Genomic DNA, 17,869 nt, shown 5'->3' with positions numbered 1-17,869 from the left:
CGTGCTCGTGACAGGCGGCGCGGGCTTTCTCGGACACCCGCTCGTACGCGGGCTCGCCGGCCTCGGCGAGCGGGTGGTCAGCTTCGACCGGCACACGCGAGGATCGCTTCCGCCTTCCGTGACGGAGATCGTCGGCGACGTCACCGACGGATCCCACCTCGAACACGTGCTGCGGACGTACGCGGTGACGGAGGTGGTGCACGCCGCCGCGGTCGTCGGCGTCACCGCCAGCGTCGCCGGCCTGCCCACCGCCGTGAACGTCAACGTCGACGGCGCGGTCGCCCTGTTCGAAGCGGTCTGTCGCGTCGGCCGGGTCCGCCGTGTCGTCGACCTCTCCTCCGAGGAGACCTACGGCCACTTCGTGCGGGACCCGATCCGGGAGGACGACCCGGCACTGCCCATCTCCCCCTACGGCATCACGAAGTACGCGGTCGAGCGGCTCGGCGAGTACTACGCCGACCAGCACGGGCTGCCCTACGCCGCCGTCCGGCTGTGCTGGGTGTACGGGCCGGGATTCCCTCGCCGGCGGCTGCCCCACCCCTGGCTCCAGGACGCGGCGGACGGCCGCCCGAGCCGGCTCGCCCACGGCGGCGACCAGCGCATCGACTTCACCTACGTGGACGACGTGATCAACGGAATCCTCCTCGTGCTGCACGCCGAGCGGCTCGGCCACCGCGCCTACAATCTCGCCACCGGTCACGCCGTCGACATGCGCGAACTCGCCGCCGAAATCGCGAAACTCCGCCCGAGCTGGCAGGTCGACCTCGGCGACGGGCCGCTGGAGCTGGCGCCGGGCGTCACCGCGGCACGCAAGGGCGCACTCGACATCACGCGAGCCCGCGCGCTCGGCTACACCCCCCGCGTCCCGCTGCCCGAGGGGCTCGCCCGCACCCTGGCCGACCTCGAAACCGGCCACCCCCTCACACAAGGAATCAACCCGTGACTCGACCCGCTCTCGCCCTCGGTGGTACCACCTACAGCTGGCTCCACCAGACACCGTTCCACGACGCGCTCCGGGGCCTGGCCGCGACCGGGTTCCGGCAGATCGAGATCACCACGGCCGCGCCCCATCTGCAGACGAGCGGCTTCGGCGCGTACGAACGCCACGAGCTGCGCCGCGAGCTCGCCACCCTCGGGCTGACCGTCACCTCCGTCAACCCCGGCTTCCTGGACATCAACCTGATCAGCCCCAGCAACGACTTCCGCCGGGCCAGCCTCGACGCCGTCCTCGGTGAGATCGAACTCGCCCACGACCTCGAAGCCCCGATCGTCATCCTCATCCCCGGCCGCAGGCACGCGCTGTCCCCTGCACCCGCCGAGGCCTGCCGCTGGTGGCTCGACCAGGCACTGCACGTCCTGCTGGACCGGGCGGAGCAGCTGGGGGTGACGATCGCCCTGGAGACCAGCCCCTACGGCTACCTCGGCGACGCGCGCCAACTCTCGGAGGTCGTCGACGAGATCGGCGCCCCGAACCTCGGCATCGCCTACGACGTCGCCAATACCATCAACCAGGAGGACCCGCTGGACGGCGTCCGCACGGCCGGCCACCGGATCCGGATCGCCCACATGAGCGACACCTGGCGCGACCAGTGGGCCCACACCTCACCGGGACGGGGTGAGGTCGACTTCGCCCGCTACGCCGAAGCACTGCGCTCCATCGGCTTCGACGGCGTCACCATCTTCGAGCTCGTCGACCTCGAACCGCCGCTGCCCCGCCTGCACGACGACATCGCCACCTTCGAGAAGCTGGGCTGGAGCCTGGAGAAGACGGGCGCGGTGCCATGGCACCCGGCCGGCACCTCTCCGTCGGCCGCCTGAGCATCCCGGCCCACCTGCCGCCTTGATCGCGCCGGCCCACGGAGAAAACAGCTCACTGACAGACCATTTCTTTTTCCGGACCAAGAACAACTGTCTTGCGGCCGGCCCGTAAAATCGCCCGCTCAAAAACGCATGCCATTCCCTATGGATATCCACCAAAGCTGTGGCTACGATCAAGCGGAAGATCGACACCGAAGGAGGTAGCTAATGGGCCGCACCAAGAAGTTCGCCTTTTCGGCGGCCGCGGCGGCCGGGATCGCCGCCGCGACGATTCTCATGTCACCGGCTGCTCCCGCTCAGGCGGCGACCTGCAGCACTGACGCGCAGATCGGCACTCCCGGCGGCACCGGCTGGGCGCTGTGCAGCGGCACCGGGGTGACCCAGACACGGGTCGTGCTCTTCTGCCAGAACAGTAGTGGTGGCTACACCACGGTGTACGGCCCATGGGTTGCCAATTCCGTCAAATCAAATGCCAAATGCAGCAGCACCTCGTGGCCGATCTCGGTCGGATATCAAACAATCTGATTCGCCACAGGCTCATCCGGTCGCGGTGCAATTCCGGCGGCCATCCGGGCGTTACGGCGGGACATGAAGCCTCCGTGTGGTGCGGATTCGACCTCTTCACCGCATCGGAGGCTTCTCTCCTGATCGAGCCCCTCGGTTGACAATCGTGTTGAGGGACGCGCCTTCACTCGCTGATCGTCTTGGTGAAGGTCTGGCCCGTGAGGGTCTCGAAGGCCGCATCGACTTCTGCAGGGCTTCTCTGGTGCGCCTCCTGCAGGACCGCGACGGCGCGGTGGAGAATCTCTCGTGCGAACTCGGGTAGCTCCGGGCCGGCAGCCAACGCCTCGACAAGGGGCGTGACAGCGTCGCCGTACTGCTGCGCCTCGCTCAGCGTCCATCCGCGGACAACGAGACTCTGTATGTAGTCAGGCAGATAGGCATCGCGGTTGAGCTCGGCCAGCTCCAGGCGCAGAGCGACGGCCTGCTCGGACACCTCGACGGCTTCGGCCCGCCGCCCCACCTCCGCCAGCAGGTTTGCGTGGTTGTTCAGCGAGCCGGCCAGGTCCGGCAGAAACGCATCGCGGTTGAGCTCGGCCAACTCCTGGCACAGAGCGACGGCCTGCTCGGAGATCGGTACGGCTTCGGCCCGCCGCCCCATCCCGGCCAGCAGGGCGGCATGGTTGTTCAGCGAGGTCGCCAGGTCCTGCAGATAGGCATTGTGGTTCAGCCCGGCCAGCTCGCGGCGCAGGGCGATGGCCTGCTCGGAGATCGGTACGGCTTCGGCCCGCCGCCCTACCCCCGCCAGCAGGGCGGCATGGTTGTTCAGCGAGGTCGCCAGGTCCTGCAGATAGGCATCGCGGTTCAGCCCGGCCAGCTCCCGCCACAGAGCGTCGCCCTGCTCGGACACCTCGACGGCTTCGGCGCGCCGCCCCACCTCCGCCAGCAGGGCGGCGTGGTTGCTCAGCGAGCCGGCCAGGTACGGCAGATAAGCGTCGCGGTTCAGCCCGGCCAGCTCCCGGCGCAGGGCGACGGCCTGCTCGGAGATCGGTACGGCTTCGGCATGCCACCCCATCTCCGCCAACCGGTTTGCGTGGTTGTTCAGGGCGGTCGCCAGATCCGGCAGATAGGCATCGGGGTTGAGCCCGGCCAACTCCCGGCACAGAGCGACGCCCTGCTCGGACACCTCAACGGCTTCGGCCCGCCGCCCCACCTCCGCCAACCGGAGAGCGTGGTTGTTCAGCGAGATCGCCAGGTACGGCAGATAGGCATCGGGGTTGAGCTCGGCCAGCTCCCGGTGCAGAGCGACGCCCTGCTCGGACATCTCGACGGCTTCGGCCCGCCGCCCCACCTCCGCCAGCAGGGCGGCGTGGTTGTTCAACGAGGTCGCCAGGTACGGCAGATGGGCGTCACGGTTGAGCCCGGCCAGCTCCCCATACAGCTCGACTGCCTGCTCGGAGATCGGTACGGCTTCGGCCCGCCGCCCCATCTCCACCAACCGGTTCGCGTGGTTGTTCAGCGAGCCGGCCAGGTTGGACAGGTGGGCGTCGCGGTCGAGCCCGGCCAGTTCCCTATACAGGGTGACGGCCTGTTGGCTGGCCTCCAAGGCGGGCCGATGCTGACCGGCGTTGGCCAGACGCAGGGCATGGCCGGCGTGGAGGGCAGCGCGCTCGGCCGGGTCGGTGGTGGTGGCCAGGCGGTGCGCGGTCAGCCGGGTGGACAGCGCGGCCATGCCGATGTCCAGGTCGATGTGCCGGCCGGCCGGCAGGTGAGCCTCGATGTGTTGCAACAGGATGGGTTCGATGCCGGGCAGGCCGGCCAGACGGGCCAGCGCCGCGCCGCCGGCGTACAGCATCAACTCGGGCCGGGCGGCGAGCAGCGGGTACAGCTGCGTGGCGGCCACGTGCGGCCATCGGCGAGCGGTCTCGATCAGCATGGTCAAGGCCGGACGGATCCACGGCGGCACCTGCCCCTGGCCGGCTTGCCCGGCCGGGCCGGAAAGCAAGCCGGACAAGGCGTGACCGGCCCAGTCATCACCGGCAAGCCCGGCCGCGGCGGGGCCGGGAATCGCCAAGGCGGCGAAGTCTTCCGCGAGCCGGTCCGGATACAGCGGCTCCAGCACCGTGCCCGCCTGAGCCGGCGGATAGCAGAAACCGTGATCATCGAGCAGGGTGTTCGCCCGTTCGACGGTCTCGGCCAGATCGGCGTGCCGCAACGCCCGGCGGGCGTCCGGACGGGCCAGCGGCCGGGTGAACGTCGCGGTGAAGACCGCCCGGCCCATGGTGACCGGGTCACTGACCAGCGGCTCATGCAGGCGGCGGTGCAGCTCGGCCCAGTGCTCGCGCTCGCGGCGCAGCAGATAGGCCGAGGCCCGCGCCGGGTCGCCGGGTTCCTCCTCACCGTGACGGTGAGCGTCGACCGCGGCCAGCGCCGCGATGTGCACGGTCAGCACCTGGGCGTACTCGGCGTCGTCGGCCAGGCCCGCGGGCGGAGCAATCGTCGCCGCTTCCTCGGCCGGCAGGGCGAGCTCGGCGGCGAAGTGATCGCGCGCTTCGGCGAACAGCCGCTGCCGCATCGCCGGCTCGACGACCAGCGGCGGCAACGCCTGGGCGTCGGCGTCGACGTCCAGCACCCGCTCGGCCCAGGCGGCGACGCTGTCCCACCACACCCCGGCCGGTCGGGCCAGCAGCAGCACCCGCACCCGGCCCGCGTGCAGGACCGGCTCCTGCAGCAGCTCGTACAGGGCCGGCACCGGCCAGCGCTCGGCATAGTCCACCACCAGCAGCAGTCCGGCCCCGCGCGCACCCACCTCGGCCGCGATGGCGCCCGCCGGTGCGACGCCCGGCGGGTTGGTGCCGGCCTGCCACACCCGCCATCCGGCCTGGCGCGACAGCTCGGCGAACCGGGCGGCCAGCCGGGTCTTGCCCTGCCCGCCCGGCCCGTGCAACAGCCGCACCCCCAGCCCGGGCACGTCCTCGTCATCACGCCAGCCGGCCAGCTTCCGCAGGTCCTCCTGCCGGCCGGTGAAGGGCACCACCCGAGATCCGGCCCGCAACAACAGTGACGGCTGCGCCCGTACCCGGGCCGGACGCACCGGCCGCGGCGCGGCCGGGAAGTCCTCGATCCGGTAGGCGGGCTTCCACTGGTAGACGTTCAGCACCCCGTCCTGGACCGCGTTGACCACCCCGCCCGCAGCCGGCGCGTTCACCTGCACCTTGTCCCGAGGCGCGGCGGTCGCACCGGGTGACGGCGGCTCAGTCACGACGACGGCTCCTGCCCACCACCGCCCGGCCGGGCGTCAGGGGCGGCGGGATTGTGGATGTTCAGAGTGCCGCCCTGGACCGCGTTCACAGTGCCGCCCGCGGCCGGCATGTTCAGCTGCGTCTGCGCGCCCGCTGCCGGGGGAAGCTGCACCGGCGGCGCGGCGACCGCTGGTGTGCGCGGCCCGGCATCCGAGGCGTCGGGCGTCTCGGCCGTGGCTTGCCTGCGATCAGATCGCAGCTGCAGCAGCAGCGCGGCCACCGCGATCACCAACCCGGCCGCCCCGATGAACATGCTCACCACGCTGGCCCGCTGATCGAGGACCTCCAGGACCTCCGGCGGCAGCCGCAGCGGGTCGGCGAAGAAGCCCACCAGCCCGACCACCAGCAACGCGGCCATCACCACCGGGGCCGCGATGACCACCCCGCGCCGCACCCGCGACATCGACCCGCGTCCGGAACCCGCGCCCGTCTTGGACATACCTCCAGAGTGCTCCCGGACCATCGCAAGCGGGGCCGAAAGCGAAGAAGATTCCCCGCCGGTTATGCGCCCTCCTTCACGATGACCTCGGGTGCCTCGGCCGGCACCATGTGCCCGCTCCCCTCGGCCCACACGTGCCTCCCCTGGGGGGAGCGATCGGGCCAGCCGCCGGTGACTGGCGGCGATCTGGGCCTGCATGCTGCCGGAACGCTTCTTGCCGGTGGCCGCGGAGATGAGAGTGACGGGCCCATCGGGCAAACGGCTGGTTCTCGGTCAGCTGCCGCAGCGCGCGGCAGCCCTCCGCCAGGTGCCGCGCCTCGGCCCGGTGGGCGCGCAGGACGGCCGTGGTGAACTCCTCACCGCGTATTTCTGCGATCACCTCGGGCGGAAACGCCTGTACAGGCGGCGCCTGGCCGGGGCTCCCATATTCCCGAGTCTGGCCAGGGGGCGGTGAGAAGATTGCTCGCGGTCCTCGGCGTCCTGGTCCACCAGGACCAGGCCCGCCACCAGTTCGGGGCGACGGTAGGTGAGCAGCCGGCAGATCGGTCCTCCGAGGCTGTGCCCGACAAGGACGCACCGACCGAGGTCAACGGAGTCGAGCCCGGGTCGTCGACGATCCGGTCCAGGGTGCGAGGTGCGGCATCCGGCTGGCTGCGGCTGAATCCCGCGCGGTCGTAGGCGAGTGTGCCGATGCTTCGGGCCACCTGCTGCTGCACCAGGCCCCAGATCGTTCGTGAACCGCTGCCGCCGGCCTCGAACACCACCAGAGGATCACCGCTGCCCGCGGTGACGTAGTGCAGCTTGCGGCCATCGCGCGTGGTGGCATGGTCTCGGCCACGATCAGGATCCCCTGGCTTCTGACGGTGAGATCAAGCCAGCGACAGAAGCGGGAAGATGGATCTTTCTCCTCGCTCTGGTCATTCCCGCGGGTTACTCTGCCCCTTCGAGCGCGTCCGGCAGAGCAGTGTCGGTGATGACCAGTTCGTCGCCCAGGTTGAGGATGCGCACCTCGCCGTGATCGAGTTCGAGCCGGAGGCCGATCTCCGTCTCGACCCGGTGGTCGATGATGCGGTGAACGGCTCGGATCGACTGGCCGATGAATCGGCTCATCAGAAAGTTCTCTGCGGCGGGACCGACGACGACCTGGCCGTACTCGTCCATGTCATAGGAGTTGTGTGGTTGATCGAGCGTCAGCTCGATCGAGGCGTCGGGTGCGGTGTGAAAGCGAACCGGGCCGAGATCGGTCAGGTGCAACCACATATGCACCAGCGAGGCTTGATCATCGCTGGGATGAGTGTGCCAGGACACCGTCACCTGGAGCAGCTTTCGGCTGACAAGCTCATCCGCGGGGATCACGACGCCTATGGTGTCACGGTGGTTCGGGCGTTTCCGGATCGGGGCCGCGAGCACGTGTTCCCGCGCTCTTGAGCGGAGTGACGCGTATCACATCGCGTCCTGTCACGTTTCAGCGGTCCGCGGTGTCCTGAGGGCATGACCGAACACAGCACACCCCACAAGGTCGTCGTCATCGGCGGCGGTTACGCCGGCACACTTGCGGCCAACCATCTGCGGATGCGCGCCGACGTCGACATCACGCTGGTCAATCCCCGCCCGGAGTTCGTCGAACGCGTCCGGCTGCACCAGTTCGTGGCCGGCACCGGCGAGGCCACGGTGGACTACGGCACCCTGCTGGGCGAGGGCATCCAGTTGGTCGTCGACAGCGCCACGCGCATCGACACCGCCGCACGCACGGTGCGGCTGGCGTCGGGCCGCGCGCTGGACTACGACTACGTCCTCTACGCGATCGGCAGCACCGGAGCGATACCCCCATCGGTGCCCGGCGCGGCCGAATTCGCGTTCGACATCGCTGAGTTCGAGGCCGCGCAGCGGCTGCGCGGCAGGCTGAACGAGCTGACTCCCGATACTCCGGTCACCGTGGTCGGCGGTGGGTTGACCGGCATCGAGACGGCCGCCGAGCTGGCCGAGCAAGGACGCGAGGTCACGCTGGTGTGTGGCCGGAGCCTGGCTCCGTCATTCAGCCCGTCAGGCCGCCGGGCCGTGGCCAAGTGGCTGTCCCGGCACGGCGTCGCGATGCTCGAGGATGCCATGGTCAGTGAGGTCCGGCCGGATGCGGTCGTCTTCGCCGAGGGTGCGGTGCGTGCGAGTGCGCTGACCATCTGGGCGGGCGGTTTCGGGGTGCCGCAGTTGGCGGCGGCGAGCGGGCTGCGTACCGACGCACTGGGCCGGCTGCTCACCGACGAGACGCTGACCAGCCTCGACGACGACCGCATCGTCGCGGCCGGCGACGCCGCCGCACCGTCGGGGCGGCCGCTGCGGATGAGCTGCTACGCCGCCGGGCCGCTCGGGGCGCAGGCCGCCAACACCGTGCTGAGCCGCATCGCGGGGACCGAACCGGCCGTGATCAACCTGGCCTTCTCGGGGGCGTGTGTCAGCCTCGGCCGGCGGAGCGCCGTACGGCAGGTCGCCGGCAAGGACGACGCCGCGGTGAACGTCTACGTCGGCGGTCGCGTGGGCGCGGTGATCAAGGAGGCGACCTGCAAGTTCGCAGTGTCGAGGATTCGCCGTGAGGCCCGTGAGCCGGGTTCCGTCGTCTGGCTCAAGGGCGGCCCGCGTCCCGGGCAGCCGACCTCAGCTGTGCGGGTGATCACCTCCCCGTGAGCACCGATGAGCATGCCGAGCGGTTCACCCCGTTGCGGCCGCTGCTGTTCACGATCGTCTACGAGATCCTCGGCTCGGTGACCGAATCCGACGACGTACTGCAGGAAAGCTATCTGCGGTGGGCCGAAGTGGAGCTCGCGACGGTGCGGGACACCAAGTCGTATCTGGCACGGCTGGTGACCCGGCAGGCGCTCAACGCCCTGCGGGCCAGCACGCGCCGTCGCGAGGAGTACATCGGATCCTGGCTGCCCGAGCCGCTGCTGCTGGAGAACGACGCCTCGGCCGACGTGCTGCTCGCCGAGTCGGTGTCGATGGCGATGCTCGTGCTGCTCGAAACGCTCACCCCCGATGAGCGTGCGGTGTTCGTGCTGCGCGAGGTGTTCGGCTTCGAGTACCACGACATCGCCACGGCGGTGGGCAAGTCCGTGGTGACGGTGCGCCAGGTGGCGCACCGTGCCCGCGAGCACGTACGGGCGCGGCGCAGGCGCTTCGAGCCCGTCGACGCCGCCACGAGCGCGCGGATCACCGAGCGGTTCATGACCGCGGCGGCCACCGGCGACCTGGAAGGGCTGATGTCGCTGCTCGCGCCGGACGTCACCTGGACCGCCGACAGCGGCGGCAAGGTCACCGCGGCGCGCCGGCCGGTGGTGGGCGCGGAGAGGGTGGCCGCGGTCCTCATGAACCTGTTCCGCCTGAAGCGGCTGGCGGACCTGCGGGTCGAGATGGTCAACTGCAACAACACGCCCGCGGTGGTTCTCAGCGGCGAGCGGCTGGAAGGCGTCTTCCTGATCGAGATCGCCGACGGGAAGATCACCAACTTCTACGCCATTCGCAACCCAGACAAACTTCTCGCGGTGGCGGCTCCGCGTCAGATCAGCCGGTAGGAGGAGTCGGCAATCTGCTAGCTGCTGGGCGTGCCGTATGCCGATCGCGCCGAGTTCCACGAGCGTTCCGTTCGACTGCTGGACACCTCCTTGCCGATGAGTCAGCGCGTCGCCCGCGCGTAGGCGGGCCCGGGCGAGGACCTGCCGGCCAAGCTCGTGCTCCGCTTGTGCCCGAGTGTGCCGATGAGTTCTCGCCGCGCCGCGGGTCTCACTCGACGAATCATTACGGTCGAGCGACGGAGAAGCCGTGAAGGACGATGTCTGGTCGATGGTGCACGCGGAGCGCATGGCGCTGATCGATGACCTCACGCACCTCGATGGCGAGCAGTGGCGGAAGCCGTCACTGTGCGAAGGGTGGACCGTGCATGACGTGGCCGCCCATCTGGTCGACACGGCTCGGACGACGCGCCTCGGGTTCGTGGTCGGTCTCGTCCGGGCGCGGTTCGACTTCCACCGCCAGAACGCGCATGGTGTGGAGCGCGAGCGCGGCGCCTCGCCGCAGGATACGTTGGAGCGGCTTCGTCAGGTGGCCTTGAGGAAGACGACCCCTCCGGCGCCCCTGGAGAGCCGGCTCGTCGAGGAGCTCGTCCATGGCGAGGACATCCGCCGGCCCTTGGGGCTCGCCCGCTCCTACCCGGAGCAGGCCGTCGTCAGGTCGCTCCGCCTCCAGGCTCGCACCCCGGCGTCTTTCGGCGGAGCCAAGGAGCTCACGGCCCGTGTCAAGCTGACGGCATCGGACGTCGACCTGTCGATCGGAGACGGTCCCGAAGTGCGCGGGACCGCGCTTTCGCTGCTCCTGGCCGTCTCCGGGCGGCGAGTGGCGCTGGACGAGCTTGCCGGCCCCGGAGTCGCCGTCCTCGCCACGGCCTCGTGACGATCGGTCCGGGTGTGACCCCAGGGACAACTCGTCGGCGTCGGCGGCCTGGTCGGGAATCGGCTCATGTGCGCATTCCTGCGGCGGAGCGGTCCCACTCCTCCAGGACCGACTGCAGCTGCCCCTGCAGCAACCCGGACCAAGGGTTGGCGAGGTCCGTGGCACTGCCAGGAGATGGTCAGGACGTAGCCGCGGGCGAGGCTACCGTTCATTCGAGGGAAGCGACGCTGCCACTCCTTGTCCAGGTCATAGGCGTCGCCTCCTCTGAGGCTGGGGGATCTGCGTGAGCAGGCCGAGCAGGTCGTGTCGGGCATGGCCGTCCCGCGCAGGCGACGGTGCCGGATTGTCCCGCCGCCCGGCTCGCGTGGGAGACTGGAGGCGGCGAGACAGGCGGCGAGACAGGAGGTCCGGTGGGTTCCCGAGCGTCGGGCAGCGCCCTGCGGCGCACGCCGATCCAGGCCCGCAGCCGGGACAAGGTCGAGCGCGTCCTCGCCGCCGCCGAGTCCCTGGTCAAGGAGCTCGGCTACGACGGCTGCGTGGCCTCGCCGGTGACGCTCATCGAGCGGTCGGGGGTCAACTCCGGCTCGTTGTACACCTACTTCCCCAGCGTGCAGGCCGTGCTGGAGGAGCTGACGTTCCGGTACATGGACCGGGCGTACGAGCTGATCGAGGAGGTCGCGGCCCGCACGTACGGGTCGTGGGAGGAGGCCAACGACGCGGTCGTGGACGCCTTCGAGGAGTTCCACCGCGATCCCGTGGTGCGCGAGCTGTGGAACCGCACCCACATGAGCGAGCAGGTCCTCAAAGCGCAGGCCCAGTTGCAGGACCACCTCACGGCCTGCGTCCAGCGGTTGCTGTACGACAGCTCCGGCGGGCGGCTCGACGCCCCCGACGTCGCCTACACGGTGACCACCATGGTCGGCAATTACCTCGTGCAGGCGGCGCTGGGGCCGGGCCCCGACCGGCCTGACCTCCTCGCCCAGGCCAAGGTCGTCATGCGGGCCTACCTGGCGACGTTCGTACGGGACGAGGGGGGCAGGGGCGAGGAAGGCAGGGCCGGTCGGAGCGGCTGACCGGTCAGGCGAGCCGGGCCAGCACCGTCGGGAGCCCGTGCCGCGCGGTGGAGGCGAAGTCGCCGACCGTGTGGACCGCGCCCAGCACGCCGGCGACCGTCAGGTGCTCGCCGGCGTGCACCAGACCCTCGCCCAGGCGCAGCCGGGCGCGCCCGCGCCGCTCCTCGTGCAGGACGAAGTCCGGCGAGGTGTCCCGGGACAGCACGTCGAACCGGGCGAAGCCGGGCCCGTCCACCTGCGGGACGGCCCGTACCAGCAGGTGCGGGTAGAGTCGCAGCCCCGGTGGCTCGGGCGCCGCGTCGTCGGCCTCCCATTCCAGGTCCACCAGGGTGCGGCCCTCCGCGGAGACCGTGCAGGCGATCCGGTCGCCGTCGCGCTCGACGCGCATGGCGGCCATGCGCTTGGGATAGCCCCACAGCTCGCGGCCGGCGGCCACGCTCCAGGAGTGGTTCTCGTACTCTGCCAGGTAGAAGCCGCCGACGAGGTCGCCGTAGCGGACCGGGACGATGACGCCGCAGTCCATGAAGCCGCCGTTGGAGGCGGTGGAGAAGTCGGCGAAGCTGATCGCGAACCGGTCGTCGGCGGGCAGGAACGGGGTGGGCCGCAGCAGCCGCTCCAGCTCCTCGGCGTCGCCGCGGCAGTACACGGTGACGGTGCTCAGGCCGGGCGCGGAGTACGGCTGCGCCGCCGGCGGGTAGTCGAGCCGCCGCCAGAAGTCGAGGGGGTCGTAGCCGGTACGCATCACAGTCCTTGGGGTCGCGGGGCGAGGGGAGCGGCGACCGGTTCGTCCAGGGCCGCGCCGTTGGTCTCGGGCGCCCAGGCGGCGGTGACCGCGATGCCGAGCAGCAGCACCACGGCGGTGGCCACCATGACGCCGGCCACGCCGAGGCTTTCCAGCCCTATCGGCAGCAGGAACGTTCCAGCAGCGGCCCCGATCCGGCTGATGGCCGAGGCCAGGCCGAGGCCGGAGGCCCGCAGCTCGGTGGGGAACAGCTCGCTGGGGTAGATGAACTCCAGGTTGGCCACCAGCGCCAGCAGCAGCCCGAACAGCACGAACAGCGTCACGGTGAGCCAGGGCGGGTTCGGTGCCAGGCCGATCCACAGGCAGATGGCCGTCAGCGCCGCCATGAAGCCGATCAGCGCGGTCCGCCGTCCCATGCGGGGCAGCAGGAAGATGCCGATGATCGCGCCGAGCAGCGCGAACGCGCACGGCAGTACGGTGCCGAGGAACTCGTCGTCCACCTTCAGCGCTGCGAGCACGTCCGGCAGGAAGACGAACAGGGAGAAGTTCGGGATCGCCAGCGCCATCCAGAACAGACCGGAAACGGCCGTCCTGCGCCACATGTCGGGCGCGAACAGCCGCCGCCAGGAGCCGGCGCCGGCGGCGCGCGCGCCGTCCGCGGGCGGCAGCGCGACATCGGGGCCGAGCCACCTGTCCACGATGCGGCGGGCCTCCTCGGCGCGGCCCTGGCTGATCAGCCAGCGCGGCGACTCGGGCGCGCCGGTCCGCATGATCAGCACGATCAGGGACGGGATCGCGCTGGTGGCCAGCGCCCATTTCCAGGCGTCCGGGCTGCCCAGCCCGGCGACGTAGTAGCCGGCGACGGTGGCCACGAGGTAGCCCAGCGCCCACAGCACGCCGAGCGCGCTCATCACGGCCGTGCGCAGCTTGCGCGGGGTGAACTCGGCCAGCAGGCCGGGGCCGATGGCGTAGTCGCCGCCGATCGCCAGGCCCAGCACCAGCCGCAGCGCGACGAGCTGCCACGGTGCGGCGGTGAACACCTGCAGCACCGAGATCACCACCATGGCCAGCAGGTGGAGGCGGAACAGGTCCTTGCGGCCGAACCGGTCGGTCAGCCGGCCGAACACCAGGCCGCCGACGAACAAGCCGACCAGTGGGGCGGCCGACACCAGGCCGCTCCAGACCGGCGTCATGCCGAAGGCGGCCGGGATGGCGGGGAAGGCGAAGATCACGATGCCGAGGATGTAGCCGTCGATGAACATACCGCCGCCGACGACCGCCGCGATGCGCAGGTGAAACGGGCGCAGGGGCAGGTCGTCCAGGGTCATCGGCTCTTTCACGCGCGGTCCTCTTCCGGGGGGTTCACGAGGGGGATGGACACGGCGGAGCCTCAGGCGGCGAGCTCGGAGCGGCCGACGATGTCGCCGGGCCCGAAGTCGAAATCGGTGAAGTCGACGCGGGCCGCGACGACCTCCAGCGGACCGAGGAACTCCAGCGGGTCGCCGGGGCCGTCGTGCAGCTCCAGGGTGGCCCGGCCGAAGACCGGCTCGCGCAGGGCGGCGGCGGGGAACTCGAAGCGGATGGTCTCGGCGGTGACCGGGACGTCCTCGCGCGGCGTGGTCAGGTGGCGCACCTGGAAGGTGGGGCCGGCGGCGGGCCAGGAGGCCGGGGCGGGCGGGCCGGGGGTGAAGTCGGTGGTGATCAGGGTGCGTCCGTTCCTGCGGCACTCCAGGTGGATGCGGCCCTCACCGTCCTGCTCCCAGGTGAGCTCGCCGCCTTTCTTGGGCCAGGCGAACACCTCGCGGCCGACGCACAGGCCCATGTCGCTCTCAATGTATTCGAGCGGGACGTGCGAGCCGGCCTCGCCCTCGAAGGCGCACGGCAGGATGAACTCCATGTTGAGCATGTCGGTGAGGTCGACGACCCTGCCGACGCGCGACCACTTGACGCGCAGGTAGTCGCCCGTGGCGGTCAGCGGGTACGGCAGCAGCTCACCGACCAGCCCCGGGCGGGTGCGGCAGAGCAGGGTGAGGTTCTCGGTGTCGCGGAACTCGTGGACGCCCAGGGGATAGAGGGGCGACCAGCTCGGAATGGTGGCGATGGTCTGGCGCACGGCGCTCTCCGAAACTTAACTTGAGTCGAGTTGAGTTTTGTTCCGAGAGTATGGCGAGCGCAGCGCTGTCACGTCAAGAGCCGAACACCCAGGTCAGGCCCGGCCCGCGCTCCTCGGGAGCGACAGTGGCCACGTTCGGATACGCGTCGACGAACTCGCGGAACCAACAGCGTCGCGATAGCCTCGGACGAGTTCTTCGCTGGCTGGGCCAAGACCTTCACCGATCCGCGTCTCAGCGCCACCATGCTGTTGTCAGTTGCTCGCGCAGACGGAGGCGCCATGCTGAGGAAGACGACCCTTCATCAACCCCTGGAGCGCCTCTTGACGGTTCGTGCTCGGCGGGCGCTGGACCTGGCCGAGCAGGAAGCAAGGGCTCAGGGACATGACCGTGTTACCGCCGACCACCTGTTGACGGCTCTTGCCCGCCTGGGCGAGGGCGTGGCCGTCATGACGCTCAACAGCCTCGGCGTCGACCTCGGCGCCACGCGCACCCGAGCGATCAGCGCAGACCTCGTCCGCCTCACGGAGGCAGCCCGCCGTGAGGCGGCCGGGCTCGGGCACCGGTACGTCGGCACCGAACACCTCCTGCTCGGCCTCCTGCATGAGGGTGGAACGGAGGCCCTGGGCATCGGCCTGCAACAAGCCCGCGATCAGATCGTCAAGGTTCTCCGGGGCGGCGACGTCCTCTGAGCTCGCTCCAGATGATCAACGCGTCGTAGGATCCTTGCCGCGGCCGTCCCGGCGCGAACCCGAGGTCCTCACTTTGCTCGCCGCGGCCAAGGCGTACGTAGAGCAAGCTGGACGCGCGTGACCCGGTCCAGCTGATCTCGGCGGCGTTCGCCCTCTCATACGAGACTGCGCTGGTGGTTGTACGTACGGCGGAACGTGTGCCGCCCGCTGCCCGTGCGGAAGGACGCCGACCCGGTGACCGCCCCGCGCCCGGGGACCCGGAAGGTCGCGCTGATCTTCTCGCCGGGCGCCAGCTCGGCCGCCTCCTGGCGGGCGGTCGCCTTGCGCCCGCGCGGCAGGTCCAGCGCGAGCCGTACCCTCCGCCAGGTGACGGCCGAGCCGTTGACGAGCGTCACGGTGACCCGGTCGCCCGAGGCGGTCATCCTCAACCCGTACGGGCGGCGGGGATCGGGGCCGATCGACTGGTCGAGCAGCTCCATCAGCTCGCCGACCAGCTCCGGCCGGTCGGACGACAGGTCCTTCCGCTCGCCGAGGTCGGTGTCGAGGTCGTACAGCTCGATCCGGCCGTCGGGGCCGGCGCCCGCGATGCCGGGCGCGAACCTGATCGCCTTCCACCGGCCGCGGCGGATCGCCTGCGCCTTGCGCGGCCGGTTCCACACCAGATGGTGGTGATCGGGCCCGTCGCCGCCGTCGAACATGCCGCGGAACGAGCGGCCGTCGATCCCGTCGGGCGCCGGCACCCCGGCCAGGTCGGCCAGCGTCGGCAGCACGTCCCAGTAGGCCACCGGCCGCGTCTCGACCCGGGAGCTCAGCTTCGGCGACCAGGCGATCAGCGGCACCCGGATGCCGCCCTCGTACAGGTCACGCTTGTCGGCGCGGAGCGGGCCGTTGGAATCGAACAGGCCGGGGGTCACGCCCTTCTCGCGGTGCGGGCCGTTGTCGCTCATGAACAGCACGATCGTGTTCGCGGCCTTGCCGGTCTCGCGCAGCGTGGTCACGAGCTGTTCCACGTGCGAGTCCAGCAGGGTGACCTGGGCGGCGTGGCGCCGGTTGGGCCTGGTCCACGGCTTGTTCTCGTACGGACCGGCGTCGCCAGGGACCACGCTCGGCGAGTGCGGCAGGATGGTCGGGAAGTAGAGCAGGAACGGCTGGTCGGACGGCTCCTTGATGAAGTCGACGGCCCGCCGCAGAAACAGGCCGGGCGCGTACGCCCTGCCGCTCAGCGCCACCTTGCCGCCGTTGTGCCACAGGTAGCGGGGGTAGTACTGGTGGGCGTGGCGGTGCGTGATGTAGCCGAAGAACTCGTCGAAGCCGCGCTCGTTCGGGTGGGACGGCTGGCCGGGCAGCTCGGGCCCGAAGCCCCATTTGCCGATGCACGCGGTGCGGTAACCGGACAGCTGGAGCAGCTCGGCGAAGGTCAGGTCGTTCTCGATCAGCGCGCGCTGCGGGCCGCCCTCCGGGTTCTCGCGCACGGTGGCGTGCCCGGCGTGCAGGCCGGTGAGCAGGGAGCAGCGCGAGGGCGCGCAGAGCGGCGCTCCCGAGTAGGCGGTCTCGAACCGCACTCCTTCGGCGGCCAGGCGGTCGATGGCAGGGGTGGCGATCTTCTTCTGCCCCTGGATGCCGATCTCGCCCCAGCCCAGGTCATCAGCGAGGATGATCAGGAAGTTGGGCCGGGGCGCGACCTCCGCCTGCGCCGGCGACGCGGCGGCGGAGCGGACGGACAGGCCGGCGAGCGCGCCGGCCAGGAGGGTCCGGCGCGAGGGAGCGGGGATCATTCACGACACCTTCGACCCCGTGCATGATCGACATGCGAAGCACGGAAGAACGGCAGGCGGACTCTGCAGGAACGGAACCGGGTCAGCCGTCAGCAGTAGCCCCAGAGCCTCGCGATCTCCTTGAGCTCGGGAGGCAGCTCGTCGGTCGAGGGCAACGGGCGGCCGGCGACGACCGTGCCGCTCTTGATCTTGTCCCGCCAGTCCCCCACTCCTTTCTCGAAGGCTCCGTGGTTCTTGTCTCCGTACTGGAGCATTCCTGGCTCCCACTCCACGCCCAGGAACGCGCAGAGCGGCTTGAGCGTGCCCTCCGGGTCCGCGACCAGCTCCTCGTAGCGCAGCGTGTGACCCTCCAGGCGGGTACGGGCCTCCTGCAGGTAGGTCATGTACGCGAGCGTCCGCGGCACGGCCTCGGTCATGGGACGCTTGGCGGGGTCGGCCTCGTGCCACGACTGCACGATCGACATCGGGTGCCGCAGCAGGAAGACGAACCTGGCGTCCGGCCAGCACGTCTTGAGCCGCTGCCACACGAACACGTTGCTCGGCGTCTTCTCCACCAGGATCGGCTTGCCGCTGCACTGGAGCTCCCGGTGCAGCATCCGGTCCCAGACGAGGTGCTCGACGTCGCTGTGGGTGTGGCCGAGCAGTTGCATCGCCTGCCGTACGGGCTCGGTGGTGAACCCCACCGTCATGCGGCGGAAGTGGGTCTCGATGGGCGAGTGGATCCTGCTGTGCGAGTTGAGGATCACCCGCAGCAGGGTCGAGCCGGACCGCACCGACGACAGCAGGAAGACGGGCTCACGCAGCAGCCGGTCGTGGGCCGGGTCCACCGGCCCGCGCACCACGTCGCCGGGCAGCCGCTGCGTCTCGGGGGCGGGCCTGGGCGCCGGCGGCGGCTTCGGCGGCCCGGCCGCCCGCTGCCTCCCCGCGCGGGTGAGTGTGTAACCGGTCAATCCCTCGAGTGTCGCGTTCGCCCTGTACT

17 protein-coding genes are annotated in these 17,869 nt (G+C 70.5%); 8 read left to right on the top strand and 9 right to left on the bottom strand.

Annotated elements, in window-relative coordinates:
• Position 1 precedes the first annotated feature (1 nt).
• The 3 genes from SMD20_RS47325 (at position 2) to SMD20_RS47315 (ending at position 2,343) form a co-directional block, all read left to right on the top strand.
• Positions 2 to 943, top strand: coding sequence for an NAD-dependent epimerase/dehydratase family protein (locus SMD20_RS47325; RefSeq protein ID WP_329594387.1), 942 nt, complete (start codon positions 2 to 4; stop codon positions 941 to 943).
• The gene (locus SMD20_RS47320; protein ID WP_329594385.1) at positions 940 to 1,818 is read left to right on the top strand and encodes a sugar phosphate isomerase/epimerase family protein; all 879 of its coding nucleotides are present in this window, start codon (positions 940 to 942) and stop codon (positions 1,816 to 1,818) included. The genes SMD20_RS47325 and SMD20_RS47320 overlap by 4 nt, the downstream gene beginning before the upstream one ends.
• A gap of 207 nt (positions 1,819 to 2,025) precedes the next feature.
• The gene (locus tag SMD20_RS47315) at positions 2,026 to 2,343 is read left to right on the top strand and encodes a hypothetical protein (RefSeq protein ID WP_329594383.1); all 318 of its coding nucleotides are present in this window, start codon (positions 2,026 to 2,028) and stop codon (positions 2,341 to 2,343) included.
• A 163-nt stretch (positions 2,344 to 2,506) separates the two neighbouring features.
• On the opposite strand, the gene SMD20_RS47310 is transcribed toward SMD20_RS47315, so the two are convergent.
• The 4 genes from SMD20_RS47310 to SMD20_RS47300 form a co-directional block, all read right to left on the bottom strand.
• Entirely contained in the window at positions 2,507 to 5,479 is a 2,973-nt protein-coding gene (locus SMD20_RS47310; protein WP_329594382.1) for a tetratricopeptide repeat protein, read from the bottom strand.
• Between the two features lie 98 nt (positions 5,480 to 5,577).
• A complete protein-coding gene (locus SMD20_RS47305; RefSeq protein WP_329594380.1) occupies positions 5,578 to 6,060 on the bottom strand; it encodes a hypothetical protein in 483 nt (160 codons plus the stop codon).
• Between the two features lie 375 nt (positions 6,061 to 6,435).
• Positions 6,436 to 6,723: an alpha/beta fold hydrolase gene (locus SMD20_RS48580; RefSeq protein ID WP_442942661.1), complete on the bottom strand. Its 288-nt coding sequence runs from the start codon at positions 6,721 to 6,723 to the stop codon at positions 6,436 to 6,438.
• A 267-nt stretch (positions 6,724 to 6,990) separates the two neighbouring features.
• On the bottom strand, positions 6,991 to 7,416 hold the full coding sequence (locus tag SMD20_RS47300) for a hypothetical protein (RefSeq protein ID WP_329594378.1): 426 nt from the start codon (positions 7,414 to 7,416) through the stop codon (positions 6,991 to 6,993).
• A gap of 135 nt (positions 7,417 to 7,551) precedes the next feature.
• Between SMD20_RS47300 and SMD20_RS47295 the strand changes: the two genes are divergently transcribed.
• The 4 genes from SMD20_RS47295 (at position 7,552) to SMD20_RS47280 (ending at position 11,570) form a co-directional block, all read left to right on the top strand.
• Entirely contained in the window at positions 7,552 to 8,739 is a 1,188-nt protein-coding gene (locus tag SMD20_RS47295; protein WP_329594377.1) for an NAD(P)/FAD-dependent oxidoreductase, read from the top strand.
• Complete coding sequence (gene sigJ, locus SMD20_RS47290; protein WP_329594375.1) at positions 8,736 to 9,623, top strand: RNA polymerase sigma factor SigJ; 888 nt, start codon at positions 8,736 to 8,738, stop codon at positions 9,621 to 9,623. Before SMD20_RS47295 ends, sigJ begins: the two co-directional genes overlap by 4 nt.
• Before the next feature lie 247 nt (positions 9,624 to 9,870).
• Positions 9,871 to 10,497 (top strand): maleylpyruvate isomerase family mycothiol-dependent enzyme, encoded by a 627-nt coding sequence (locus SMD20_RS47285; RefSeq protein WP_329594374.1) that lies wholly within the window; start codon positions 9,871 to 9,873, stop codon positions 10,495 to 10,497.
• A gap of 410 nt (positions 10,498 to 10,907) precedes the next feature.
• Positions 10,908 to 11,570: a TetR/AcrR family transcriptional regulator gene (locus SMD20_RS47280; protein ID WP_329594372.1), complete on the top strand. Its 663-nt coding sequence runs from the start codon at positions 10,908 to 10,910 to the stop codon at positions 11,568 to 11,570.
• A 4-nt stretch (positions 11,571 to 11,574) separates the two neighbouring features.
• Here the strand turns inward: SMD20_RS47280 and SMD20_RS47275 are convergent, their stop codons facing one another.
• The 3 genes from SMD20_RS47275 to SMD20_RS47265 are packed head-to-tail and all read right to left on the bottom strand — an operon-like array spanning position 11,575 to position 14,425.
• Entirely contained in the window at positions 11,575 to 12,312 is a 738-nt protein-coding gene (locus SMD20_RS47275) for an acetoacetate decarboxylase family protein (protein WP_329594370.1), read from the bottom strand.
• Positions 12,312 to 13,652, bottom strand: coding sequence for an MFS transporter (locus SMD20_RS47270; protein ID WP_329594369.1), 1,341 nt, complete (start codon positions 13,650 to 13,652; stop codon positions 12,312 to 12,314). The genes SMD20_RS47275 and SMD20_RS47270 overlap by 1 nt, the downstream gene beginning before the upstream one ends.
• Before the next feature lie 50 nt (positions 13,653 to 13,702).
• The gene (locus SMD20_RS47265; protein WP_329594367.1) at positions 13,703 to 14,425 is read right to left on the bottom strand and encodes an acetoacetate decarboxylase family protein; all 723 of its coding nucleotides are present in this window, start codon (positions 14,423 to 14,425) and stop codon (positions 13,703 to 13,705) included.
• A 279-nt stretch (positions 14,426 to 14,704) separates the two neighbouring features.
• Between SMD20_RS47265 and SMD20_RS47260 the strand changes: the two genes are divergently transcribed.
• On the top strand, positions 14,705 to 15,115 hold the full coding sequence (locus SMD20_RS47260) for a Clp protease N-terminal domain-containing protein (RefSeq protein WP_329594365.1): 411 nt from the start codon (positions 14,705 to 14,707) through the stop codon (positions 15,113 to 15,115).
• A 155-nt stretch (positions 15,116 to 15,270) separates the two neighbouring features.
• Here the strand turns inward: SMD20_RS47260 and SMD20_RS47255 are convergent, their stop codons facing one another.
• The gene (locus SMD20_RS47255; protein ID WP_329594363.1) at positions 15,271 to 16,890 is read right to left on the bottom strand and encodes a sulfatase-like hydrolase/transferase; all 1,620 of its coding nucleotides are present in this window, start codon (positions 16,888 to 16,890) and stop codon (positions 15,271 to 15,273) included.
• An 89-nt stretch (positions 16,891 to 16,979) separates the two neighbouring features.
• Positions 16,980 to 17,840 (bottom strand): sulfotransferase family protein, encoded by an 861-nt coding sequence (locus SMD20_RS47250; RefSeq protein ID WP_329594361.1) that lies wholly within the window; start codon positions 17,838 to 17,840, stop codon positions 16,980 to 16,982.
• Between the last annotated feature and the right edge of the window lie 29 nt (positions 17,841 to 17,869).

The sequence above is a fragment of the Nonomuraea sp. LP-02 genome, assembly GCF_036289125.1.
Classification (GTDB): Bacteria; Actinomycetota; Actinomycetes; order Streptosporangiales; family Streptosporangiaceae; genus Nonomuraea; species Nonomuraea bangladeshensis.
This window is presented reverse-complemented; position numbering and strand designations above follow the sequence as displayed.

Bases quoted from the DNA above. Each gene is read 5' to 3' on its own strand.
- SMD20_RS47315 (WP_329594383.1), top strand. From the start codon at position 2,026: ATGGGCCGCACCAAGAAGTTCGCCTTTTCGGCGGCCGCGGCGGCCGGG.
- SMD20_RS47305 (WP_329594380.1), bottom strand. From the start codon at position 6,060: ATGTCCAAGACGGGCGCGGGTTCCGGACGCGGGTCGATGTCGCGGGTG.
- SMD20_RS47295 (WP_329594377.1), top strand. From the start codon at position 7,552: ATGACCGAACACAGCACACCCCACAAGGTCGTCGTCATCGGCGGCGGT.
- SMD20_RS47275 (WP_329594370.1), bottom strand. From the start codon at position 12,312: ATGCGTACCGGCTACGACCCCCTCGACTTCTGGCGGCGGCTCGACTAC.
- SMD20_RS47260 (WP_329594365.1), top strand. From the start codon at position 14,705: ATGCTGAGGAAGACGACCCTTCATCAACCCCTGGAGCGCCTCTTGACG.
- SMD20_RS47255 (WP_329594363.1), bottom strand. From the start codon at position 16,890: ATGATCCCCGCTCCCTCGCGCCGGACCCTCCTGGCCGGCGCGCTCGCC.